This window comes from Treponema brennaborense DSM 12168, assembly GCF_000212415.1.
GTDB lineage: Bacteria > Spirochaetota > Spirochaetia > Treponematales > Treponemataceae > Treponema_F > Treponema_F brennaborense.
Genome location: NC_015500.1, coordinates 2440545 through 2464335, shown reverse-complemented (window position 1 = coordinate 2464335; position 23791 = coordinate 2440545). Strand labels below are relative to the sequence as shown.

The 23791-nt window shown below is 51.0% G+C and carries 17 protein-coding genes and 1 tRNA gene; 14 read left to right on the top strand and 4 right to left on the bottom strand.

Translation table 11 applies throughout. The annotated features are described in order from the left end of the window. Positions 1-13: 13 nt before the first annotated feature. Entirely contained in the window at positions 14-1348 is a 1335-nt protein-coding gene (locus TREBR_RS10740; RefSeq protein WP_013759201.1) for an acetate kinase, read from the bottom strand. Positions 1349-1489: 141 nt separating this feature from the next. On the opposite strand from TREBR_RS10740, the gene TREBR_RS10735 reads away from it, so the two are divergent. After that, complete coding sequence (locus tag TREBR_RS10735) at positions 1490-2593, top strand: tyrosine-type recombinase/integrase (RefSeq protein ID WP_013759200.1); 1104 nt, start codon at positions 1490-1492, stop codon at positions 2591-2593. Positions 2594-2600: 7 nt separating this feature from the next. Here TREBR_RS10735 and TREBR_RS13840 read toward each other — a convergent pair whose 3' ends face one another. The 3 genes from TREBR_RS13840 to TREBR_RS10720 all read right to left on the bottom strand — a co-directional run bounded on the left by TREBR_RS13840 (position 2601) and on the right by TREBR_RS10720 (position 6368). Continuing rightward, positions 2601-3440: an Rpn family recombination-promoting nuclease/putative transposase gene (locus TREBR_RS13840; protein WP_013759199.1), complete on the bottom strand. Its 840-nt coding sequence runs from the start codon at positions 3438-3440 to the stop codon at positions 2601-2603. Positions 3441-3871: 431 nt separating this feature from the next. Then, on the bottom strand, positions 3872-5422 hold the full coding sequence (locus TREBR_RS10725) for an autotransporter (RefSeq protein ID WP_013759198.1): 1551 nt from the start codon (positions 5420-5422) through the stop codon (positions 3872-3874). A gap of 292 nt (positions 5423-5714) precedes the next feature. Next, positions 5715-6368 (bottom strand): hypothetical protein, encoded by a 654-nt coding sequence (locus tag TREBR_RS10720; protein ID WP_013759197.1) that lies wholly within the window; start codon positions 6366-6368, stop codon positions 5715-5717. Positions 6369-6609: 241 nt separating this feature from the next. Between TREBR_RS10720 and TREBR_RS10715 the strand changes: the two genes are divergently transcribed. The 13 genes from TREBR_RS10715 (at position 6610) to TREBR_RS10655 (ending at position 23789) form a co-directional block, all read left to right on the top strand. Beyond that, on the top strand, positions 6610-8172 hold the full coding sequence (locus tag TREBR_RS10715) for an autotransporter (protein ID WP_013759196.1): 1563 nt from the start codon (positions 6610-6612) through the stop codon (positions 8170-8172). Positions 8173-8681: 509 nt separating this feature from the next. Further along, complete coding sequence (locus tag TREBR_RS13835) at positions 8682-9605, top strand: Rpn family recombination-promoting nuclease/putative transposase (RefSeq protein ID WP_013759195.1); 924 nt, start codon at positions 8682-8684, stop codon at positions 9603-9605. 87 nt (positions 9606-9692) lie between these two features. After that, positions 9693-12473: a DNA polymerase I gene (polA, locus tag TREBR_RS10705; RefSeq protein ID WP_013759194.1), complete on the top strand. Its 2781-nt coding sequence runs from the start codon at positions 9693-9695 to the stop codon at positions 12471-12473. Then, positions 12473-13144, top strand: coding sequence for a dephospho-CoA kinase (gene coaE, locus TREBR_RS10700; protein WP_013759193.1), 672 nt, complete (start codon positions 12473-12475; stop codon positions 13142-13144). The genes polA and coaE overlap by 1 nt, the downstream gene beginning before the upstream one ends. A gap of 3 nt (positions 13145-13147) precedes the next feature. Next, positions 13148-13978 carry an SPOR domain-containing protein gene (locus TREBR_RS13830; protein WP_013759192.1) on the top strand — a complete coding sequence of 277 codons (831 nt, stop codon included), beginning with the start codon at positions 13148-13150 and terminating at the stop codon, positions 13976-13978. Positions 13979-14029: 51 nt separating this feature from the next. Then, positions 14030-15487: a hypothetical protein gene (locus TREBR_RS10690; RefSeq protein ID WP_013759191.1), complete on the top strand. Its 1458-nt coding sequence runs from the start codon at positions 14030-14032 to the stop codon at positions 15485-15487. A 100-nt stretch (positions 15488-15587) separates the two neighbouring features. Beyond that, positions 15588-17678 (top strand): elongation factor G, encoded by a 2091-nt coding sequence (gene fusA, locus TREBR_RS10685; protein ID WP_013759190.1) that lies wholly within the window; start codon positions 15588-15590, stop codon positions 17676-17678. Between the two features lie 8 nt (positions 17679-17686). Beyond that, complete coding sequence (locus tag TREBR_RS10680; protein WP_013759189.1) at positions 17687-18367, top strand: ATPase domain-containing protein; 681 nt, start codon at positions 17687-17689, stop codon at positions 18365-18367. A 205-nt stretch (positions 18368-18572) separates the two neighbouring features. Continuing rightward, the gene (locus TREBR_RS10675) at positions 18573-18899 is read left to right on the top strand and encodes an ArsR/SmtB family transcription factor (RefSeq protein ID WP_425358337.1); all 327 of its coding nucleotides are present in this window, start codon (positions 18573-18575) and stop codon (positions 18897-18899) included. An 8-nt stretch (positions 18900-18907) separates the two neighbouring features. Then, complete coding sequence (locus TREBR_RS10670) at positions 18908-20989, top strand: heavy metal translocating P-type ATPase (protein WP_013759187.1); 2082 nt, start codon at positions 18908-18910, stop codon at positions 20987-20989. A gap of 74 nt (positions 20990-21063) precedes the next feature. Next, a tRNA-Ile gene (locus TREBR_RS10665) sits at positions 21064-21137 on the top strand. Between the two features lie 308 nt (positions 21138-21445). Beyond that, positions 21446-22459, top strand: coding sequence for a LacI family DNA-binding transcriptional regulator (locus TREBR_RS10660; RefSeq protein WP_013759186.1), 1014 nt, complete (start codon positions 21446-21448; stop codon positions 22457-22459). 70 nt (positions 22460-22529) lie between these two features. Further along, positions 22530-23789: an AGE family epimerase/isomerase gene (locus TREBR_RS10655; protein ID WP_013759185.1), complete on the top strand. Its 1260-nt coding sequence runs from the start codon at positions 22530-22532 to the stop codon at positions 23787-23789. The last annotated feature ends 2 nt before the right edge of the window (positions 23790-23791 follow it).

Genomic DNA, 23791 nt, shown 5'->3' with positions numbered 1-23791 from the left:
GTATACCACGGATTTACGGTTTTGCAATGATTTTCGCAAGATCCGGATTTTTTTTCAGATCTTTTTTCAAACCTTCTGCACGGGCTTTGTTTACGTAGCCGGGATCTTGGAACGAATACGTAAAATTCGTGTGGACGTCGTAGGTTCCCATCATGAGCGCGTACGCGTCTTCCGTCATGACGAGTTCTTCATCCGTGGGAATGACGAATATTTTGATTTCGGAATCGTCCGCGCTGATCAGCGTTTCCGCGTTGCGTGTCCGCGCCATTTTATTTTTGGCCGGATCCAGTTTTATTCCCAAATGTTCAAGTCCCTGACACGCTTTCGCGCGCACCTGATAGGCGAATTCACCGACACCGGCTGTAAACACGATCGCGTCTACGGGACCGATCGCCGCCAAATATGCGCCGAAATATTTGCGCAACCGGTAGCATTCCATGTCCTGCGCCAATTCCGCCCGTTTGTCTCCTGCTTCCATGGCGGACTGGACGTCCCGGCGATCTACGTATTTACCGGTTATACCGAGCAGTCCCGATTTCTTGTTGAGCGCGGTGTCCATTTCCGCTGCGGTCATGCCCGTTTTGCGCATGATGTAAAACGGAAGGGCGGGGTCGCAGTCGCCCGAACGGGTACCCATGACGAGTCCCTCGAGCGGCGTAATTCCCATCGACGTGTCGAAGCATTGCCCGCCTTTGACCGCGCACATCGACGCACCGTTTCCGATATGCGCGATAATGATGTTCGTATCCGCCGGTTTTTTATGCAGCAGCACGCTCGCCCGCTTGGCCGTATACAGGAACGACGTACCGTGAAAACCGTATCGGCGTGCGGAATATTTTTCGTACCATTCGTACGGAACCGCGTACATAAACGACGTTGCGGGCATCGTCTGATGCCACGCCGTATCCATAACGGCGCAGTGCGGTACGTCGGGCAGCACTTTCTGTGCCGCTTCAATACCCATAATGTTCGCCGGATTGTGCAGCGGACCCAAATCCTGAACGGCACGGAACTGTTCCAGCACGTCGGGCGTAACAACGACCGATTTGGTAAATTTATCGCCGCCGTGCAGAACGCGGTGCCCGACCGCTTTTATAACGGACATGTCTTTGATTACACCGCATTTAGGCGAGGTGATCGTTTCGATAATAAGTTCAATCGCTTCTTTATGGGTAGGACACGGCCGTTCCAGAGTGAATTCTTCTTTTCCTTTCGCGTTGTGCGTAATGGCCGAACCATCCTGTGTAACCCGTTCGACGACACCCGATGCCAAAACGTCTTTATTGTTCCAGTCGTATACCTGGTACTTCGCGGACGAGCTTCCGCAATTCAAAGTTAGAATAACCATGGATTTCCCTCTATAAAATGGTGATAAATATGCGTACAGTATACGCCCAAAAAGAACTCGTGTGAAGTGCAAATCCAGATATTTTTTTTGTTTATTCAGATATGTCAAAGTATTTCCCGCTTCGTGCCGATAATACAAAATATGGTATTGCATAAAAATAAGGCAACTTACGATTTACTTTTCAATCTTTTTATCGCCGATATCGGCAGGACGGAAGCTGAACAAATCCTTAATATCCTTAAATATAAACAGTTGTTCCCGCTTCCCGCTGCGGAAACGGAGGTTTCGCTTATAGCGTTTTTGTCCGGTTTTTGGGATTGGGATTCTTCGATATATATCAAAGAGCGGCTTTTGCAGAAAAACGGAATACATCGCCGCTACGTAGCACGCTGTGCCGCCTCCGTCCGTAATTACTGGCTGCCGTGGTTCGGAGACACGCTGCCGCTGTCAGGCGTTTCCCGAATGACGCTGAAAGAATTCGTGCTGTCGTTTATGGAACAGAAAGTTCCAAAATCTGCAAAAGGAAAAAACGATATCATCCGCAGCGGAACGATAGCGCTCCGCTGGGCGTTTCAAAACGGACTGATGAGTGAAGACGTTACCGCCGGTCTCTCGTATTACAGCGGTGATACACCCGAAATAGCGATACTGCCGTCGGATATTGTCCGCGCATTATTCAACCGGCAGTGGAAACATAAAAAAGCGATGTTCGCCAATAAATTGGCAATGCTTTCCGGATTGCGGGCCGGAGAAATTCAGGCTTTGCGCGGCTGCGATATCGGCACGGAGTGCGTATACGTCAGGCATAGCTGGAATTTGCTTGACGGTCTGAAAAAACCGAAAAACGGCTCGGAACGTATCGTGTACGTTCCGTTTCCTGCGTTTTTGGATGAATTGCGATCTTTTGCCACGGAAGATTGCGATTTTATTTTTCATATACGATCGGCGCATCAGCCGATGGATGCGAAATGCTGGCTGCGGGAACTCCGTGCCGAACTGCATCGCTTATCCGTTGACGAATTGCTTATCAGGAAAATTAATTTTCACAGCTGGCGGCATTATTTCATAACGCACATGAAAAATGAAGGAAAACTCGAATCCCGACTGCTGCAGCGTGTCAGCGGGCATAAAACGGCAACCATGCTTGAACATTATGCAGATCATTCGCTTGAAAACGACGTGGAAATCATAAAAAAAACGGCAGTGAATATTTTTGCTCCCTTTTTAGACACGAATATTTCATAGTTTTTCGTTAAAAATGAGATACATTTTCCCTGCAAGCAAGTTCCCGCACGGTTTCCAGCGGTAATTCCGTTGCGGCGGCAATCTGCTCCGGCGTAAGCACTCCCATAGACAAAAGGTTGCCGGCCGTAGCGTATTTTTCTTCCGCTTTGCCTTTCTCCATGCCGCGTATTTCGCCCTCGGCAAAGCCTTCCTTACGGATGCGTTTGATTTCTATTTCGTACTTCATGAACACCCCCTTGGCGGCACCGTCGGTTTTCAGCTTGAACACCCGCTCGGCAAAGCTCTTCGCCGTCTCCGTGTCCGTTCCGCCTTCCGCTATGTAGTGTAACATGGCCGCCGTTTCCGAATCAAGCTCGTTTTCATACGCTGAGGCATTATAGACGACGGCAAACCGTTCGTCCCGAACGTCGAGCGCAGTGTGCTCGTCGCAGACGGTCCTGAGCGTGTAGCGCGGCAGCCCTTCGCCGAACGGATCCTTCGTGCAGATGAACAGGACGTACAGCTTTTTCAGGTCGTCGTAATCGGCGCCCCTCTGTGCGGTGCCGATGTCGATGGAGCTTTGATAATAGCGGATCCGCTTGAACAGGTTCGGCTCGGATGTCGTCTGCATCTCGACGTTGACGATTTCACCGGTGGTTTCGAGCAGTACGTCGAGGCGGACGCTTTTGGAGCCGGGGGCGGCGGCGAGCGTTTCCTGCGTGTTGACGTAGGTGATTTCCTTTGCGTCCAGTTTGAGCAGGGTGCGCAGAAGGAGGCGGCACAGTTCGGTGTCGTGAAGCATCGAATAGGCGAAGAAGAAGTCGTTGGTGATGGTAACGTCTTCCCAGCGGGGAAAATCTGCGTTCATGGTCTCTCCTGTATAAAGCCGCTTCGGGCGGAATTTACGATAATCGGCGTGGCGTATCCGGCAACCCGTATTTCAGCGTATAAAGTCACGTTGAATGTGTTCGCGACTTACCATTCACTCGGCGTATATATTATGGGAGAAAATGGAGCGAATTTGATTCGGATTGGCTGCATCGGCTGAGTTTCTGACAGAATCGGCTGATTTTTCAGGAAAAAATCGGTGTTTGAATAAAAACAAAGAAAAAACGTAAAATTGAGTTCAAGTGACGACACATTTGCATATACGCCACGCGCATTAACGGACGCCCTGCACGTTTGCCGCACTGCCCCGGGCGTTTGTATACTGGCGTTTACATATAAAAAGGCCAGCCGAAAAACGGCTGGCCCGGTCGCGCATGCGTGCAAGGCAGGAGAAACCTGCCTTACGCCGGCTTACAGTGCAATTTTAGCTTTGAGGTTCAAAGTTCCGAGTTTTACGGGATTAGCAGTTCCCGTATAATCTTTTGAATTCTGCAAGTTTGCCGATTCATAGATCAGGGACAGCGTTGTGTTGCTGATAAGGCCTGCAACGTCAACACCGGCTTTGATGTTCATAATACCGTCTACAGAACCGTTGATAGCAGCATTTTTTTCCGTAGTACCATCATACCAATCTCTCGTTATGAGCGATTCATTATTTTCCGCTACAACTGCTTTTGCATATGCCGCATACTCTTTGTTAGCAAAACGTACACCGAAATTCGGCGTAACGGTTATTGCGTCAACGGCAATCGCATATTTCACACCGAACACCATACCGAACATAGGATCAGGATTGTTATCGTATCCGACGGGCAGTACAATATCGGCTAACGCAGCCACAGTCAGGTTTTTAACGATTTCACCGCTGAAGAACGCCGGCCGCAGAACTATCGCGCGTCCGTCTTTCAGATAATCAGTATCACCGGTTTTTGCAGCAAGCGGCATAGCAGCGTGAATTGAAACACCCGGGGATACTTTTTTAGCTCCGTCGTTGTCAAGGAACGGAACATCAGCATTCTTGTCCATACCGATTTCGCCCCAGCCGAACAGTACGCCGAATGCCATATCCATAGAGTTTGATTTCGTTTCAACAGAAGCAACTGTTTGAGTTGAATTAGTACCGGTAAAACCGACCTGCGGACGGATGTAATAGGTATCATTCAATGCCAGTTTGTAACCTGCGGAGGCGGAGTAGCCCATGACGTTTGCCAGTGATGTTTTAACAGAAGATGTATCATCATTATAGTATTTATCACTGAAGTTATAAGACGCACCGGCTTTTACGCTCAGGTTTTCAACGCCTTTGAATTCGGCTTCTGCTGCAAACGCATATGCGTTGGAATACTGTGTGGTAGCCTCGTATGAGCGCAGGTCAACGTCGATTCCGAACATGTCGTTCGCAAAACCGGCAACGATACCCTGAGAGAAGCCTTTAGGTCCGACATCGTGTAAGTAGTTATATGTCTTATTGTCTTCGTTACTCACAACGGGGATAAACGCATTGTCGTTGTCTGCCGAGCGGATTGCCGCATCCATTTTCAGCGAACCGGTCCGCGTATCGCCGGATTTAATACCGATATACGCGGGTCCGAGGTGAATCTTGGCTACGTCGACGAACGTCTTCAGTTTAAGGTCTGATGTCATTCCTTCACCTGATTTCGTCGCCGTATCACCATAACTGGTGTTTTTCCAACCGATGAACGTGTCACCGTCGGTCTTCAATACCAATTCACCCCATACGCCGTCGCCGGTCGTAGACTTGGTGCCGTTGTTCAGCAGGTTCAGCTTGAACACGACTTCATAGGCATTCAGGAAACCTGTTTTTCCCGAATCGAGGTTTACACCCCACTGTACGGACGCATTGCCGCTGAATTCGGCGATTTTTACATCGGCTACCGGTTCCGCCGCAAACACGGACGAAACCAGCGCCAGCATAAGGAACACTACAAGTGCTTTTTTCATTACGAAAGTCCTCCTAATTTTGTTCAAATAGTTTCTTTAAGAAACTATTTCCTTCACGTTATTAGCGTGCGGGATTTTTCGTAATCAAATAGAGGAAATGTGAGTGTGAAAGAAATATTTTGAATCGATACGGAAATTTTACAGATAAAACGGAGGCTGCTGCGGACAGCTTATAACACCGAACGTGCGGAAACATGCCGCGGAAGCATACCGCAGTAAGGCGCGTCCTTTGCGGATAGAGCAAGAGCGCGCCGTTTGCGGATAAAGAAAACGTTTGCGGATATTCAGTACGCTAATATGCGTACGCTTTAGCTTCCCGTTCATCGACCAATGCTTGTAAAGCAGACTGATCGATAGCCGCGCAGAAATCTCGCAGCTGTGCAGGTGAAAAATAAAGTTCAACTTTAGGTGAATACACTTCGCTGTCCGCAGTATCGGGACCGGGCAGCAGCCGTACCAAATAATACGGTTTGCCGTCGAGATATTCGTGATTAAATTGCGCAACGGCTTTTTCCGTTACCCGAGCGACACCGGTAACGCCCCAGCCGAGAGAACAAGTCGTTTCGGCATATGCGTTTTTGGCAGACGGCTTGTAATCGGCAAGCGTTCCGTTTTCCGCACCTTCAAGAAACTGCAGCGCGCTTTGCTGAATCATGTCCCGCTGTTTTTGTTCCAATATCAGACATACTTTATTCGCCATATCGCGGAAATATATTTCGACTATGTTTGTTCGCGGAATCAAATAAATTTCAAGTTCCTTCGGTTTCGTATTGCCGAACAGACTGGTTAAAGCCATTCCGTTTTCCAATTGAATGGGGTTGAAATCGCCGAGAAAATTCGGGTCGTCTGCCGCCGTTTTTTTTGACGACGACAGGCAGGAACTCAGCAATACGACGGAAATCGCCAAAAACGCCGCGGCGGCGCTGCGCATATATGTGGACTTCATGAATGAAACCCTCCTTTATTAAGGAAAAAAATAAAACGGGCGTCCTTTACCGGATAATTTTCGGAAAAGAGACCTATTAATGATAACACATAACAAACGGAAAAAAAACACGTTACACATGAAATCTGTTTTAATTTAAAACTTTTCACTTGACAGGACAAAAATCATGTAGTAGGCTAATAACGTGAAGGAAATAGTTTCTTAAAGAAACTATTTGAACAAAATTAGGAGGACTTTCGTAATGAAAAAAGCACTTGTAGTGTTCCTTATGCTGGCGCTGGTTTCGTCCGTGTTTGCGGCGGAACCGGTAGCCGATGTAAAAATCGCCGAATTCAGCGGCAATGCGTCCGTACAGTGGGGTGTAAACCTCGATTCGGGAAAAACAGGTTTCCTGAATGCCTATGAAGTCGTGTTCAAGCTGAACCTGCTGAACAACGGCACCAAGTCTACGACCGGCGACGGCGTATGGGGTGAATTGGTATTGAAGACCGACGATGATACGTTCATCGGTTGGAAAAATACTGAAAACAGCGACGGTAAGTTTAATGCCAACAAAGGTATGCAGGATGGTAAAAATTTAGGACTGAAAGTATTCGTCGACGTAGCCAAGATTCACCTCGGACCCGCATACATCGGTATCAAACGCGGTGACACGCAGACCGGTGAACTGAAAATGGATGCGGCTATCCGCTCTTCAGACGACGATCAGGCAAAATGGCTTTCCAACGTCGGCCCCGATAAGTTTTCTCAGGGTATCGTCGTGGGATTTGCGAACGACATGTTCGGAATCGACGTTGACCTGCGCTCATATGCGGTAGATAAAACAGACTCAACGGATATCGTCAATCAATACACCGGTGCGTACGCGTTTGCCGGAGAAGCCGAATTTAAAGGCGTTGAAAACCTGAGCATAAAAGCCGGTGCGTCTTATAACTTCAGTGACAAATTCTATGCAAACACGGCATCCGATACGTCGGCTTCTTTGGACACTGTGCTGGGTTACAGCGCGTCTGCCGGTTACAAACTGGCATTGAACGATACGTATTACATTCGTCCGCAGGTCGGTTTTGCTGGAGCTAATTCGAAAACTGACGCAAATAACAGCAAGTCCGGTATGGCGATGGCATTCGGCGTACTGTTCGGCTGGGGCGAAATCGGTATGGATAAAAATGCCGACGTAGCATTCCTTGACGACGATATGGCAAAAAAAGTTTCTCCGGGCGTCGGTGTCGTAGCGTACGTACCGTTCAAAGGTACTTCTAAAGTAGCTGGTGTTAGTTCTGATGCTGAACAGCTGTATACAGCTCGTATCATGCCGTCGTTCTTCAGCGGTGAAATCGTCAAGAACCTGACTGCGGCTGCTTACGGTGATATCGTCGTAATGAACGATAAATATCCGACTGTTGCCAACAAAGATATGGGAATGGCGTTCGTTTTGAGCGCTAAATACGCGATTCCGGTTGATGCCATGACCATCACGCCGAACGCCGGTGTACGCTTTGCAAACGCATCTTACGCTGATAACTACAAAGACTTCGGTGAAGCCGATGACGGTGTTTTTGGTAAGAAAGATGGTACTTATAAACTCTCAATGGGTGATCAGAAGACGAAAACCGGTTCTGCATTGTTTGACGGTAACTTCATGAACATCAAAGCCGGTGTCGACGTTGCGGGTCTTATCAGCAATACGACGCTGTCCGTGATCTACGAATCAGCAAACGTGCTGAATTCGTTGGAAGCTGCAAGCGGTGCAAATGTTTCCAAACTCGGAACACTGAACTTCAAAGCTAAAATCGCACTGTAAGCCGACGTAAGGCAGGTTTCTCCTGCCTTGCACGCATGCGCGACCGGGCCAGCCGTTTTTCGGCTGGCCTTTTTATACGTAAACGCCAGTATACAGACGCACGGGGCAGTGCGGCAAACGTGCAGGGCGTCCGTTAATGCGCGTGGCGTATATGCAAATGTGTCGTCAGGCGTATATGCAAATGTGTCGTCACTTGAACTCAATTTTACGTTTTTTCTTTGTTTTTATTCAAACACCGATTTTTTCCTGAAAAATCAGCCGATTCTGTCAGAAACTCAGCCGATGCAGCCAATCCGAATCAAATTCGCTTCATTTACTCCCATAATATATATGCCGAGTGAATGGTAAGTCGCGAACACATTCAACGTGACTTTATACGCTGAAGCGCGGGTTGCCGGATACGCGGCCGGTTGCCAGAACTCGCGGATTAGTCGCTAAGCCGCAGCTATTCGCAGAGCCGCGCCGATTATCGTAAATTCCGCTCGGAGCGGCTTTATACAGGAGAGACCATGAACGCAGATTTTCCCCGCTGGGAAGACGTTACCATCACCAACGACTTCTTCTTCGCCTATTCGATGCTTCACGACACCGAACTGTGCCGTCTCCTTCTGCGCACCCTGCTCAAGCTGGACGTAAAGGAAATCACTTACGTCAACACTCAGGAAACTCTCGCCGCCGCCCCCGGCTCCAAAAGCGTCCGCCTCGACGTGCTGCTCGAAACCACCGGTGAAATCGTCAACGTCGAGATGCAGACGACATCCGAGCCGAACCTGTTCAAACGAATCCGCTATTATCAAAGCTCCATCGACATCGGCACCGCACAGCGCGGCGTTGATTACGACGACCTGAAAAAGCTGTACGTCCTGTTCATCTGCACGAAGGATCCGTTCGGCGAAGGGCTGCCGCGCTACACGCTCAGAACCGTCTGCGACGAGCACACTGCGCTCGACGTCCGGGACGAACGGTTTGCCGTCGTCTATAATGCCTCAGCGTATAAAAACGAGCTTGATTCTGAAACGGCGGCCATGTTACACTACATAGCGAAAGGCGGAACGGACACGGAGACGGCGAAGAGCTTTGCCGAACGGGTGTTCAAGCTGAAAACCGACGGTGCCGCCAAGGGGGCGTTCATGAAGTACGAAATAGAAATCAAACGCATCCGTAAGGAAGGCTTCGCCGAGGGTCTTACAGAAGGTGAATCCCTCGGTTTTGCAGCGGGCCGTAGTGAGGGTTTTACTGCGGGCGAATCGAGCGGTATTGCTAAGGGCGAAATACGCGGCATGGAGAAAGGCAAAGCGGAAGGAATCTACGCTACAGCCGGCAATCTCCTGTCTATGGGAGTGCTTACGCCGGAGCAGATTGCCGCCGCAACGGAACTTCCGCTGAAAACCGTGCAGGAACTTGCTTGCCGGGAAAATATACCGCAGTTTTAAGCGGGACGTAAACAGTACGATGAATTTCCGTACCGCTCGGAAATCCGGGGTCTTGCACGAAAGCGGTAATTACCGTACTCTATACGTATGAATGACTTTTCCGATCCTGACTCAACGCTGTATATTCTTGATTCATACGGACTTATTTATCGTTCGTATTATGCGTTCATCAACCGTCCGCTTACGGATAAAGACGGAAAAAACGTATCGGCTGTATTCGGTTTTTTCCGTAATTTCAAAGCGGTGTTGGATCACTATAAGCCGCGATATATCGCGGCGGCGTTCGATTCTCGTAAGGCGACGTTTCGGCATGAAATGTATGCCGACTATAAAGCGACAAGGCAAAAAACGCCCGAAGACCTGCACGCGCAAGTTCCCGTTATAGAGGAAATTTTGACGGCTCTGGGCATACCGGTTCTGAGATGCGACGGCTTTGAAGCAGACGACGTAATTGCGACGATTGCTTCCGTGTGCGGAGCGGAGAATAGGTGCTGCCGGATTTTATCCGCGGATAAAGATCTGATGCAGCTGGTTAACGATACGACACAGATACTTAAACCGGATAAAAACGGCGGTTGGGAGATTGTTGGGAAAGACGGTGTTAAAGCCGAATGGGGTGTCGAGCCTGAATTGATGCTCGATTTGCTTTCTCTTATCGGTGATTCTTCCGATAACGTGCCGGGCGTTTCCGGCGTGGGTATCAAAACGGCGCTCAAATTACTTGACGAATACGGTTCGCTCGACGGAATTTTTGCTCATGCCGACGATATTTCGGGAGCGGTGGGCAATAAAATCCGCGCCGGAAAAGATGCCGCGTATTTTTCAAAGTCGCTGATAGCGCTCCGGTACGATGTGCCGGTCGATACGTGCGTTCCGTCTTTCGGGACCGTATCGCTTGATTACGAAGCGGCTTCCCGCCTTTTATTCCGATACGGCGTGCCGGCGGTTGCAAAACAGTACGCATCCGTTCCGCTTCCCGCCGGATCGGAAACTGAGGCGATTCAGAGTAAAGGGCCGACCGGACTGATTCCGGATGAACCCGTTTTTGAGGAACTGACGAAAAATACGGGGGATTATATGGCAGTTACGTCGATTGCCGTTTTGGCTTCATATATAGACGAAATTCTTGCGTCCGAGCCTATTGAAGCGGCGTTCGACTGTGAGACGGACAGCCTCGACCGCATCCATACCCGTATCGTCGGATTTTCGCTTTCCCGCCGCGCCGGAACCGGTATTTACGTTCCCCTTTCGGTTCCGGATGCCCTGTTAACGCAGACGCTTATAGAAAAACAGGATGCGTTCGTTCAGCTTGAACGGTTGTTTTCCGTCCCGGCCTGTACGCTCGCCATGCACAACGGTAAATTCGACTATGAAGTTCTGCGTTCAAACGGTTTGGCGGAACCTCGCTGCCGGATAGCGGATACGATGGTAGCCGCTTGGCTGCTCGACCCGGATCGTTCCGCGTATTCGCTGGAAGCGCTTGCCGCCGATAAACTCGGTCTGGAAACGATTCCGTATACGGACGTGGTGCCGAAGGGGTCCACTTTTGCCGATATTCCGCTTGAACAAGCCGTGCCGTACGCCGCTGAAGATGCCGATCTGACGTGGCAGTTATATCGATTGTTTCTGCCGCGGCTTGCCGCTGCAAAGCTGGGCGATTTGTTTTGGAATCTTGAAATGCCGGTGTTGCCGATTCTTGCCGAAATGGAACTGGACGGCATTCATATTGAAAAAAGCGAACTGATTTCCTACGGAGAGGAACTTACGGCAGAAATCGAGCGTATTCGGCGTGAAATTTATGAATTGGTAGGGCATGAATTCAACGTCGCGTCCACCAAGCAGCTGCAGGACGTGCTGTTTGAGGAACGGAAGCTTCCGCCCGGTAAAAAAACGAAAACCGGATATTCGACCGATACCGGCGTACTTGAAACGCTTGCCGCGCTTGATCCGGTGCCGAGGAAAATTCTCGATTACCGATTGAAAACGAAACTTTTTTCGTCGTACGTCGACACGCTGCCGCTTATGGTCGACGGCAATGACCGCATACACACCAGTTTCATTCAGACGGGTACCGCGACGGGGCGTTTATCGAGCCGGGAACCGAATTTGCAGAATATTCCGGTTCGGGATGAAGACGGACGGCGCATCAGACTGGCGTTTACGGCGGAACCGGGATGTCAGTTGATTTCCGCCGACTATTCTCAGATCGAATTGGTAATTTTGGCTCATTTGTCCGGAGATCCGAATCTCTGCGCGGCGTTTTCGGGCGGCACCGACGTGCATCGTGCCACGGCGGCGCTCATTTTCGGAGTTCAGCCTGACGCGGTAACGCCCGATATGCGGCGGACGGCAAAAACGATCAATTTCGGCGTCATGTACGGTATGAGTGCTTTTCGGCTTGCCGGTGCGTTGGGAATTCCGCGGACTCAGGCGGCCGAATTCATCGAGGCCTATTTTAAAACTTATGCAGGCGTCCGCAATTTCATGAACGAAATGGTGAATGCGGCGCAGCAATCCGGATTCGTTGAAACGATTTTCGGTCGCCGGCGGTACATCCGTGCGATTAACAGCAGCAGTAAAATCGAAAAATCAGGTGCGGAGCGCGTTGCGGTGAACACGCCGATACAGGGTTCCGCAGCGGATATCGTAAAAAAGGCGATGATCGACGTGGCGGCCGCTCTGAAAAAGACCGGTTCCCCAGCGCGGCTTTTATTGCAGGTTCACGATGAATTGATTCTTGAGTGTCCGCAGGAATCGGCTGCCGAAACGGCTTCTTTGATTAAGCAGACGATGGAAAACGTCGTTTCGCTCAGAGTTCCGCTGAAGGTTTCCGTTGAAATCGGACCCCGCTGGGGTGATTTTCACTGATGTGCGGTTGTGTTTCCGAACCCCGGAACGGCGGAATACCGGGACCCGGACGAAAGTTCCCGGTTATCTGCATAGCGGGTCCCATAGCTGCCGGCAAAAATCAGGCCGCTTCCGTATTGGAGCGCCGCGGCTGGCTGTGTGTAGACGCGGATAGGCTCGTACACGATATTCTGGAAAACCTCAAGGATAAAATCGTCGTTTTACATGCAGACGCGGCGCGGAAGCGGGGAATTTCATTGTTGAACGCGGACGGTACGCTGAACCGCCGCGCCGTCGGCCAAATCGTGTTTTCCGACCCGGCAGCGCTTGCTGCGCAGGAATCGCTCGTGCATCCGGCCGTAGACGCGGCGCTGCATACGTTTATCGATGCAAATTCCGATAAACCGATTGCGCTCAACGGCACGGTGTTTTACAAAACGGACGTATTCAAACGGTGTTCCGCCGTTTTGTTCGTTGACGCGCCTAAATTGATCCGTTTTTTCAGAATAAAAAGCCGCGACTGTCTGGGATTCCGGCAAATTCTGAAAAGATTTCACGCGCAGGCAGGTATCTTTGCTAAATATAAAAAAACAAATGCCGATATATACAAAGTATGGAATATCGGCAAACCATACGCGCTGGAACGGAAAATAGATAAGTTCCTTGCGTATTGCCGCTACAAAGGATACTGATTTATGGAACAGAAACGGACATTATGGATTATTGCGGCGGCGGGTGTTTTCCTGCTCGTCGTTATCGGTGCGGCGCTCATTTTATATTCGCCTGCTCGAACCCGTGATCCTGCGATTGCGTCGCTGCAGGGTCAGAACGATACGTGGACGCTGCCGCCGGTATCTTCAACTGTTCCTTCTCTGCCGGAGCAGCCGTCCGTTTCCACCGTATCCGGTACGGAGCAAACTCCGGGTTCTTCCGCAAAAAACGTGGACGAACTGACCGTGATTTCGGGTACGACGACGGTGTATGGAACCGGTTCTACGGTTATAGATATAAACGCGCTTAAATCTCCGGCGACAGCCCAGTCTGCGGCCGTAACTCCGCTCAATCAGGCTGCCGCCGACGCTGTTTCCGCCGCGGGCGCCGCTTCCGGAACGACGGCGCGTTCCTCCGAACCGCAGCAGACGTCGGTTCCGGCTGCATCCGCCGCTCCCGCTGTTGCCGAAAAGAAAACGGCGACTCAATCGGCCGCTTCCGCAAAGCCGTCTGCTGCCGCTGAAAAAAAGCCTGCTGACGCCGGGAAATTGCCCGATCAGTATTGGGTGCAAGTAGCGTCGTTTGCCAGCAAAAAAAACGCGGAAGAGGCCCGTACGGCGCTGCTCGACAATAAAATTGCGAGTGAAATTTTTACGTATTCCGATTCTGCAAACAAGGTGTATTACCGGCTGCGCGTGGGACCGTATACGACGAAGACCGAAGCCGAATATTGGCGTTCCCGAATCGTTTTAATAGATGAATTTTCTGCGAGCCAGAGTTACGTAACCAATTCAACCGCTCCGAAAAATAAATAAATGTATCGTAAATAAAGCACATTTCCTATATTCCTGAACGAATAAGATAGTATGCGAATACTATCTTATTTTTTTATCGCTTTATGCGGACTTTGCCCGCTCTATGCGCATGTTGATACCGTTTCCGCAGGAGCCGGAGCGACCGTTTCGTTTCCGGCCGCCGAACGTCGCGCCGTGCCGGCGGTTTCGATACGGGCGGATTTTCCGTTTGAGCTGTATCCTGAACCGGACGCGGCGGATTTCCATACGGCGGTTACTTTGCGCTGGCAATGCGGTATAACGGTGCTGTTCGGCGGATTAACGTTTTCAAAAACGCTTTCGCTTTTTAAAAATCCTTCTTTTACGGTATCCCTGAATCCGTTCGGATCCGGTGCGCTTCCCGATCCCGGACTCGGTGCGGGATATTCCGGCAGCGGCTCCAAACGGAAGCCGTTTGCCGTGTCGTGCACGATCCCGTTCGGCAGTCCGGAGAAAACGGTCGCGCGGCGTGCTTCGATTCAGTGTGCGGGAGATACTGCGGGAACGTATGCGATGCTGTTCCGGTTTCCGTTTGAGCTTGCGGATATCAGCTGGATATATGCGGTTTCCGTGTGTTCGTATGAAAACGCCGGTACCGTTTCCGAAAAACTGCGGCAGAGCGTCTGGTTTCTTGACGACGCCGTTTTCACCGATAACGGTTTCCGTATTCCCGCGTTTTTGCGAAATCGCTGCACAGGGGTGCTGCAGGAACTTACCGTCCGTGCACGAAAGTGGCAAGTATACGGTGCGGCCGGTTTTAGGGAATCTCCGTTCGGCGGATTTTCACGGTGGGGGCGAATTCAAGGACGTGTCGATGTCGGCGTGCTGTCCGTAAACGGCGGCGCGTATTGCGGTGATTCCGGCGGTATCGGAATCGGAGGCACGCGTATACGGAATACCCTTCAGGCTTTTCTGCATCCGCTGTTTTCCGTTCGGGCGGGAAGTTCGGCGCTGCTGCGGTTCGGGGCAAAAACTGCCGTCAACGGGAGAAATTCCGGCGGTATCGGTACCGCTTTCGGAGCGGAAGGTAAAATGAGCGCCGGCGCTGAATGTGTTTTCAGCCGTTTTTCTCTGCGTGCTTCCGCCGTGTGGAGCGGATTTTCCGTATACGATACCGAAAACGCTGCTGGATCGGATTCCGGCGAATATGTCGGGGGCACGCTTGGCTGCACGTTTCGGAATACTGCCGGCAGTCCGGGCACCGTGCGGAACGTTTATTCGCTGTTTAAAGGATCGGCCGGAATCCGGCGATATCCGGCGGGAGCAGGCAGCGCCGGAAAAATCGTAATAACCGGCGCGTTGTCCGCGGAACCCGACGCACGCGGCGGCCGGTTTCCGCAGCAATTTTTGCCGGCCGTCGCCGTTTCGTCCGAAAGCGTCTTTGCCGGCGGAGAATACGGGGCGTCAAAAGGCGTGGTTTCTTTTACCTGGAACGTACGCGAGGGGATATTCCGGATCAGCGGAACGGTTGAAGTTTCATTCTCTTTTTGACTTTTTATTGTAACCTCTTGATACTCTTTGCAGTTTAGGGTACACTATGGTGATTTAGTTTACTCTATTACGCAAACCAATTTTGAGAGGTAGATACAAAATGAGTTTTGATATTTCCAAGATGAGGAATATCGGTATCAGTGCCCACATCGACTCAGGTAAAACAACCCTGTCTGAACGTATTCTTTTTTATTGCGATAAGATTCATGCAATTCATGAAGTCCGCGGTAAAGACGGTGTCGGTGCTGTCATGGATAACATGGAACTGGAACGCGAACGCGGTATTACCATCCAGTCTGCATCAACACAGGTTCAATGGAAAGATTACACGGTTAATGTTATTGACACACCCGGTCACGTAGACTTTACAGTAGAAGTTGAGCGCTCTTTGCGCGTTCTCGACGGAGCGATCCTTGTTCTTTGTTCTGTCGGCGGCGTTCAGTCACAGTCTATCACCGTAGACCGCCAGTTGAAACGCTATCACGTTCCGCGCATCGCGTTCGTAAACAAGTGCGACCGTACCGGAGCGAACCCGTTTAAAGTTCGGATGCAGCTGCGTGAAAAATTGGGATTGAATGCGTATATGATGCAGATCCCGATCGGATTGGAAGACAAGCTGGAAGGCGTCGTCGACCTTATCACGATGAAAGCGCTGTATTTTGAAGGTGAAGGCGGAACGGAGATCCGTATGGCCGAAATCCCCGCGCACCTCGTTGACGATGCGAACAAATACCGCGAAGAATTGCTGGAAGCGGCATCCATGTTCAGCGACGAACTGATGGAAGCCGTGCTGGAAGGAAATCCTTCCGAAGACATGATCAGATCCGCCATCCGTAAGGGTACTTTGGCTGAACAGTTCGTGCCCGTATTCCTCGGTTCTGCGTACAAAAACAAGGGTATTCAGCCGTTGCTCGACGGTGTCGTCAGTTATTTGCCCAATCCGACGGAAGTTAAAAACTACGCGCTCGATCTTGATAAGAACGAAGAGCAGGTTGAATTGATTCCCGATGAAAGCAAACCGTGCGTTTCTCTGGGTTTCAAACTTGAAGACGGCCAGTACGGTCAGCTTACGTACGTCCGCATTTATCAGGGATGTCTCAAGAAAGGCGATGAATTGTACAATACCCGTGCCCGCAAAAAGTTCAAGGTCGGACGTCTCGTCCGCATGAATTCCGCGAGTATGGAAGATATTAACGAAGGTGTTCCCGGTGATATCGTCGCGCTGTTCGGCATCGACTGTGCGTCGGGCGATACGTTCTGCGGCGGCGGATTGAATTACGCGATGTCGAGTATGTACGTTCCCGAACCGGTTATTTCTCTTGCCATTACGCCGAAAGACAAGAAATCTGCGGACCAGATGGCAAAAGCGCTCAACCGCTTTACGAAAGAAGACCCCACGTTCCAGACGTACGTCGATCCGGAATCGAATCAGACGATCATCAAAGGTATGGGAGAACTGCACCTCGACGTCTATATTGAACGTATGAAACGCGAGTACAAGTGTGAAGTGGAAACCGGTATGCCGCAGGTTGCGTACCGCGAATCTATCACGCAGCGTGCCGATTTCAACTATACGCACAAAAAGCAGACGGGTGGTTCGGGACAGTACGGCCGCGTTGCCGGTTTTATGGAACCGCTTGAAGAAAAAGATTACGAATTCGTTGATGCGATCAAGGGCGGTTCGATTCCGAACGAATATATTCCTTCTTGTGATAAGGGATTCCGTGCTTCGCTGGCGAAAGGTTCTTTGATCGGATTCCCGATCGTCGGTGTGAAATGCACGATTAACGACGGTCAGTCGCACCCCGTTGACTCTTCGGACATTGCGTTCCAGGTAGCCGCTATGGGTGCTTTCCGCGAAGCGTATGCGAAGGCGAAACCGGTTATTCTTGAACCGATCATGAAAGTTTCTATTGAAGGTCCGACTGAATTTCAGGGAAATATCTTCGCCGTTATCAACCAGCGCCGCGGTATCATAGTTTCTTCAACGGAAGACGGTACGTTCTCTCGTGTCGATTCGGAAGTTCCGCTGAGCGAAATGTTCGGATTTTCTACCATCCTTCGGTCTCTGACTCAGGGAAAGGCGGAATTTTCGATGGAATTCCTGAAATACGGTAAAGTTCCGAACAGCATTGCAGATACGCTCATTAAGGAATATGAAGAAAAACGCAGAAAGGAACAGAATAAATAGGAGGAACCATGATTAAGGATGAACTCTTTGAACGCAGCCCTATCCGCTGTTTTGACAAGGCAACGGACGGCGGCCTGAAAGCCGGTGAATTGGGATTGCTGACAGCGAAAAAAGGTCTTGGAAAGACTTCCGTTCTTGTTCAGTTCGGCGTTGACACGCTGCTGCAGGATAAACAGGTCGTTCACGTTTCTTTTGACCAGCAGTCTTCAAACGTCATTACTTGGTATCAGGATATTTTTACTGAAATTGCAAAGAAAAAGAATATTTCAAACGTTTCCGATCTGGTGAACGAACTCGTGCGGAAGCGGATCATTCTGAACTTCAATCAGGATGCGATCACGCTGCCGCAGGTTGTCAAAACGGTCAAAGCGCTGGCGGAGGGCGGTATCGCTACCGCTTGTCTCGTTATCGACGGAATCGATTTATCGAAAGTATCCGCGGACGATATAAAATGTGTCGCGTCGTATGCGAAGGAAGCAGGCGTTGCCGTGTGGTTCAGTGCCTCCTCTGAAGGTACCGATTTGGCTTCAACTGTGAAGCCCGATTTTGCCGCGCTGTTTGCCGCCGTGCTTCATTTAAATCCGAAGCCGGATATGATTGAACTCGCCGTTTTGAAACTGCGTGATGCGACCGTTAAAGCATCCGGTTTGAAACTCGATTCAAAAACACTGCTTATCGCTGAAAAATAAGTATCGTATGGTTTCGGATTCATTCCGAAAACCGATAAAAGACTGCCTGAAACGTGAGTTTTCGGGCAGTCTTTTTTTTATTTCGGCTTGACAGACCTCAGGCAGATTTGTATTATATACATATGAACAATTGTTCATATGTATATATGTTTGTATGGAGGTGAATATGAGCGGGACGGAAAACGGAACGGAACCGGCCGAGTTCATGCATATGCACGGGGACGAAGTCAGCCGCATGAATGAAAAAATGCCGGCGGAAGAAATGCTGTTCGATTTGGCTGAATTATTTAAAATATTCGGTGATACGACGCGGGTAAAAATATTGTTCGCACTGCTGGAAAGCGAAATGTGCGTGTTCGATATTGCGGTGCTGCTCGGCATGACGCAGTCGGCCATTTCGCATCAGCTGCGCGTGCTGAAAACGAACGGATTGGTGAAATTCCGGCGGGAAGGAAAGGTTTTGTTTTATTCACTTTCGGACGGACATATTACGTCGATTTTAAGCCAGGGAATGGAACATATTGCGGAATAGGAGTGTATATGGAATCACAGGAATGTAAGTGCGGCGAAGAAACCGCCGCAGAATCGTGCGGTGGCTGCGGCTGCGGCTGCGGCTGCGGATCGGATTTGCACGGAGAACATACCGACGGGCGCGGAACGCTGTATAGGATTATTGCGAGCGCGGTTTTCTTTGCCGCCGCGTTGATCGTCGGAGCGGCTGGCGGCGTTCGCGACGGGAGGCCCGATTCTCCGATTGCGGTCATCCGGTTTGCCCTCGTGGCCGTTTCATTTTTGCTTGCGGGATTTCCCGTTTTGCTGAACGCGGTAAAAAACATTTTTCGCGGTGAGATTTTTGATGAAAACTTTCTGATGACGATTGCGTCCGTGGGGGCGTTCGTTATCGGCGAATATCCCGAAGCTGCCGCCGTCATGCTGTTTTATCAGATCGGAGAATACTTTCAGGAATACGCGCTCGGAAAATCGCGCCGGTCGATATCGGCTCTGATGGAATTGCGCCCCGATACGGTCGGCGTCGTACGCGGCGGAATCGTACTGACGGTGGCTCCCGAAACGGTCAGTCCGGGAGAATTGATAGAAGTCAGGCCGGGCGAGCGTATCGCGCTTGACGGAGTCGTTGAAAGCGGCTCGAGCTTCGTCGATATGTCGGCGCTGACCGGAGAATCCGTTCCGCGGGAAGTCGCGGCGGGAGACGAGGTTTTGGGCGGCTGTATAAATACGAACGGCGTGCTTCGGATACGGACTTCAAAATCCGCCGGGGATTCCGCCATTGCCCGCATACTCGATCTGGTGGAACACGCGGGCAGTAAAAAAGCCGTGACGGAACGTTTTATCACGCGATTTGCGAAGGTATATACGCCGCTCGTAACGGTTTCCGCAGTGTTGCTTGCGCTCGTTCCGCCGCTGGTCGTTCCCGGAGCCGAATGGAGCACTTGGGTGTCTCGCGCCTTGATTTTCCTCGTCGTATCGTGTCCGTGCGCGCTCGTCATATCCGTTCCGCTCGGGTTCTTCGGCGGTATCGGAGCGGCGTCGCGCCGAGGTATTTTGGTCAAAGGCAGCAACTATCTTGAAGCGCTCGCCCGTACGGGAACGGCCGTATTCGATAAGACCGGAACGCTGACGAAGGGCGTGTTTAAAGTTACGGCGGTACATCCGGCGGATCCCGTTCGGGTTCCCGCACGTGAACTGGTTGCGCTTGCCGCGCATGCCGAAAAGTATTCAAATCATCCCATTTCCGTTTCGCTGAAAAACGCGCATACGGAAGAGATGTGCGGTGATTGTTCCGAAACGTCGTGCGATTGCTGTGCCGCAGTCAGTTTAAGCGACGTAAAAGAGATTTCGGGGCAGGGGATCAGTGCCGTTTTGGACGGCCGCGCGGTACTAGTCGGCAACAATAAGCTGATGCGCGCTTTTACGGTTACCGGGTTTTCCGATGTCGGCGACGACGTCCGGTCTCCCGAAGCGTGCGCCGCTGCCGACGGGGGAACGGTGGTTCACGTTGCGGTGGACGGTTCGTACGCGGGGCACATCGTCATTTCCGACGAAGTGAAAAGCGATGCTGCTCAGGCGATTGCGGCGCTGAAATCGTACGGAGTGAAGCGGACGGTCATGCTGACCGGTGATACCGAAGTGTCCGGGCGGAAGACGGCGGAAATGCTCGGTATCGATACGGTTTACGCCGATCTGATGCCGGGAGATAAGGTTGCAAAAGTTGAAGCACTGCTCGCGGCAGCTCCCGGCGGCAGCACGAAGCGGGAAACGCTGCTGTTTGCCGGCGACGGTATAAACGACGCACCCGTACTGGCGCGTGCCGACGTGGGAATCGCCATGGGGGCGCTCGGGTCCGATGCTGCCATAGAAGCCGCCGACATGGTGATTATGACCGACGAACCGTCGAAGATTCCCGAAGCGGTCGGAATCGCCCGTAAAACACGGCGTATCGTTACGCAGAATATCGTTTTTGCGTTGGGCGTAAAAGCGCTGATTTTGCTGCTGGGTGCGGCGGGCTTTGCTTCCATGTGGGCCGCCGTTTTTGCGGACGTAGGCGTTTCGTTCCTTGCCGTGCTGAATTCGATGCGTCTGCTCGCTAGAAAAAGCGCGTAAGCGTTATGCCGGCAAGAATGCCGTTCGGTAGTCTTGACCCGAAGCTTCTTTTTGTGCTATCATAAAAAGGCTTCGGGCCTATAGCTCAGTTGGTTAGAGCTGCGGACTCATAATCCGTCGGTCCCTGGTTCAAGTCCAGGTGGGCCCACTAAACGGGACTGTTTCAAGTATACGTGCTTGCGGACAGTCCTTTTTTATTTGTAGCGGAAAAACGCAGGCGGGAGCTGATCGGCTCTCTCTTTTTTTCTGGGGAAGAGATCCGGAGAACGGATAACGCTCTGGAGATTGAATAACGCCCAGATTTCCGTCCCGTTTCGCAGTGCCTTCCGTAAATTTGTATTTTTTTGAAAAAAAAGATTGACAGCTCGAAAATTCGGGGTTACAATACAACTATTGAATCGGTTCAACTACTGTTTGACAAGTGATTCAGCAATCGGTTCCACGAAAGGAGTTTGTGTGGCAAAGACGACCATAAAAGATGTGGCGGCGTTGGCCGGCGTTTCGGTCGGCACTGCGTCTATGGCGATGAACGATTCTCCGCGCATTTCGGCGCAGACCAAGCAGTTGGTTCTTGACGCCGTTGCGCAGCTCGATTATCACCGTAATCCGTACGCGCGGTCGTTCAGTCTTTCATCCTCACACACGATTGGCTTTCTGGTTCCCGATTTGCTTAACTCGTTTTTCGGCGAAATGGCGGGGTATTTGCAGAAAGAAGTCGAACGCCGCGGCAACGCGCTGATGTTCGGCCTGAGCAACGAATCGAGCGCTCAGGAAGCGAAGCTGATCCGGCAATTCATCGATCGGGGGATCGACGGTTTAATCATCGTGCCCGTCGTTGAAAACGCACCCGAGTTGACACACATTCGGACGCTGATAAAAGATACCTTTCCGTTCGTGTTCATTTCGAGCTATTACAAAGGTGTCGAAGCGAACTGTGTGATGACCGATTTGTGCAAAGGTTCGTATGATTTGACTTTGCAGCTGCTGGATTCCGGACACCGGCATATCATTCTGATTTCCGGTAATCCCGAACTCGTGCCGTTCGAGGAACGCATCCGGGGATTCGTTCAGGCGCATCGGGATCGGAACATACCGTTTTCGGCCGATCGGATAATCACGACGCTGTCCATGAGTTTTCAAGGCGGTTACGATGCGATACGGAAAGTGTATTTTTCGCAGAAGATCGACGCGATCCTTGCAATCAACGACGTGATGGCTATGGGGATCGTGAGCAGTCTGCATGCGTGCGGCGTTCGGGTTCCGGAAGACGTGTCGGTTGCAGGCTACGACGATATTTCGGTTTCGGGCTTGCAGGAAACTCCGTTGTCGACGGTGCATCAGCCTTTGGAACAGATGAGCCGTATTGCGGTTGAAAATCTGTTCCGTCAGATAAACGGAGATGCAACCGTTGCGGAGCCGGTGTATCTTGAACCGCGCGTGGTACTCCGCAAGTCGATTGCGCAAAGGTGATTTTTTTTTTGACCGTTAATTGAACCGGTTCAATTCGGCGGCTGAAGACTCGTATTTTACAGGAGGCTATATGAAGAATGCCGGAGAATATAAGAAAGAGTTATCCGGAATATTACGGGATAAACTGATTCCGTTTTGGCTTGAACGGGCCGTGGACTCGCAGTTCGGCGGTTATCTGACCAGCTTTGATGAAAACGGGGAACTGTTCGGTGAACTTGAAAAGAACATCGTTACGCAGAGTCGTATGGTGTGGGGTTTTTCAAATTTAATTCCGTTCGCCCGCGAACAGGATAAAGCGACAATGAAAGAAGCCGCCGCGCAGGGCGCGCGTTTTTTGACAGAGCGATTTTGGGATCCGGAATTCGGCGGATTTTACTGGCTGTTGAATCGGGACGCGTCCGTGCGTGATCCGGCTAAACTGACGTACGGGCAAAGCTTCGCCATTTACGCATTGTCGGAATATTATCTGATGAGTAAAGATGTAAAAGCGCTTGAATATGCGTGCAGGGGATTCGATTGTTTGCAAAAGTACGCGACGGACACGCTGCGCGGCGGCTATTATGAAAACATCGAGCGCAATTGGAAACTGTCGCCGGCGGGCGACTTTGCCGGCGACCGCAAATCGCTCGACATTCACATGCATTTGCTTGAGGCATACACTACGCTGTATTTGGCGTCCGGCGAATCCATTCATGCCCGGAAACTGCGCGAAGTGTACGATTTGATCGTACGTCGCATGGTCAACGCGGAAAAAGGATACGGATACAATCAGTTTGATTTGGATTTCAATAAACTGCCGGCAATCAATATAAAACGCACCTGGAATGCGGAGCGTGAAGCAGGGGAAAAAATCGACGCGCCGACTGATACGACCAGTTACGGACACAATACGGAATTGAGCTGGCTTGCGGATTTGGCGCTGACGGTACTGAACGAGCGTACGCTCTGCGACAACGTGTTGCTGCAGCGTTTGCTCGATCACGCGCTGACGTACGGTTACGACTACGAGTTCGGCGGTGTTTATAGAGACGGGGTCGCGGATCGGAAAGCGCTCGTATACGACAAAGAATGGTGGCAGAATTTTGAGTCCATGACCGGTTTTCTGAACGGATACATTCTGTTCGGAGACGAAAAATATTTTAAGGCGTTTGCCGGTACGTGGGATTTCATTCACGCGTATTTTATGAACCACAAACTCGGTGAAAGCCGCCAATTGCTCAGCCGTTCCGGAGTTCCGCTGATTTCAAATCTGGGAAATCCCTGGAAAGGTATGTATCATACCGGACGGGCGCTTGCCGAATGCATCAAGCGCCTTGACCGCTGCAAATGAGG

What these genes read in the sequence shown, in the direction of transcription:
- TREBR_RS10740 (WP_013759201.1), bottom strand. Translation starts at nt 1,348, where the DNA reads ATGGTTATTCTAACTTTGAATTGCGGAAGCTCGTCCGCGAAGTACCAG.
- TREBR_RS10735 (WP_013759200.1), top strand. Translation starts at nt 1,490, where the DNA reads ATGGTATTGCATAAAAATAAGGCAACTTACGATTTACTTTTCAATCTT.
- TREBR_RS13840 (WP_013759199.1), bottom strand. Translation starts at nt 3,440, where the DNA reads ATGAACGCAGATTTTCCCCGCTGGGAAGACGTTACCATCACCAACGAC.
- TREBR_RS10725 (WP_013759198.1), bottom strand. Translation starts at nt 5,422, where the DNA reads ATGAAAAAAGCACTTGTAGTGTTCCTTATGCTGGCGCTGGTTTCGTCC.
- TREBR_RS10720 (WP_013759197.1), bottom strand. Translation starts at nt 6,368, where the DNA reads ATGAAGTCCACATATATGCGCAGCGCCGCCGCGGCGTTTTTGGCGATT.
- TREBR_RS10715 (WP_013759196.1), top strand. Translation starts at nt 6,610, where the DNA reads ATGAAAAAAGCACTTGTAGTGTTCCTTATGCTGGCGCTGGTTTCGTCC.
- TREBR_RS13835 (WP_013759195.1), top strand. Translation starts at nt 8,682, where the DNA reads ATGAACGCAGATTTTCCCCGCTGGGAAGACGTTACCATCACCAACGAC.
- polA (WP_013759194.1), top strand. Translation starts at nt 9,693, where the DNA reads ATGAATGACTTTTCCGATCCTGACTCAACGCTGTATATTCTTGATTCA.
- coaE (WP_013759193.1), top strand. Translation starts at nt 12,473, where the DNA reads ATGTGCGGTTGTGTTTCCGAACCCCGGAACGGCGGAATACCGGGACCC.
- TREBR_RS13830 (WP_013759192.1), top strand. Translation starts at nt 13,148, where the DNA reads ATGGAACAGAAACGGACATTATGGATTATTGCGGCGGCGGGTGTTTTC.
- TREBR_RS10690 (WP_013759191.1), top strand. Translation starts at nt 14,030, where the DNA reads ATGCGAATACTATCTTATTTTTTTATCGCTTTATGCGGACTTTGCCCG.
- fusA (WP_013759190.1), top strand. Translation starts at nt 15,588, where the DNA reads ATGAGTTTTGATATTTCCAAGATGAGGAATATCGGTATCAGTGCCCAC.
- TREBR_RS10680 (WP_013759189.1), top strand. Translation starts at nt 17,687, where the DNA reads ATGATTAAGGATGAACTCTTTGAACGCAGCCCTATCCGCTGTTTTGAC.
- TREBR_RS10675 (WP_425358337.1), top strand. Translation starts at nt 18,573, where the DNA reads ATGCATATGCACGGGGACGAAGTCAGCCGCATGAATGAAAAAATGCCG.
- TREBR_RS10670 (WP_013759187.1), top strand. Translation starts at nt 18,908, where the DNA reads ATGGAATCACAGGAATGTAAGTGCGGCGAAGAAACCGCCGCAGAATCG.
- TREBR_RS10655 (WP_013759185.1), top strand. Translation starts at nt 22,530, where the DNA reads ATGAAGAATGCCGGAGAATATAAGAAAGAGTTATCCGGAATATTACGG.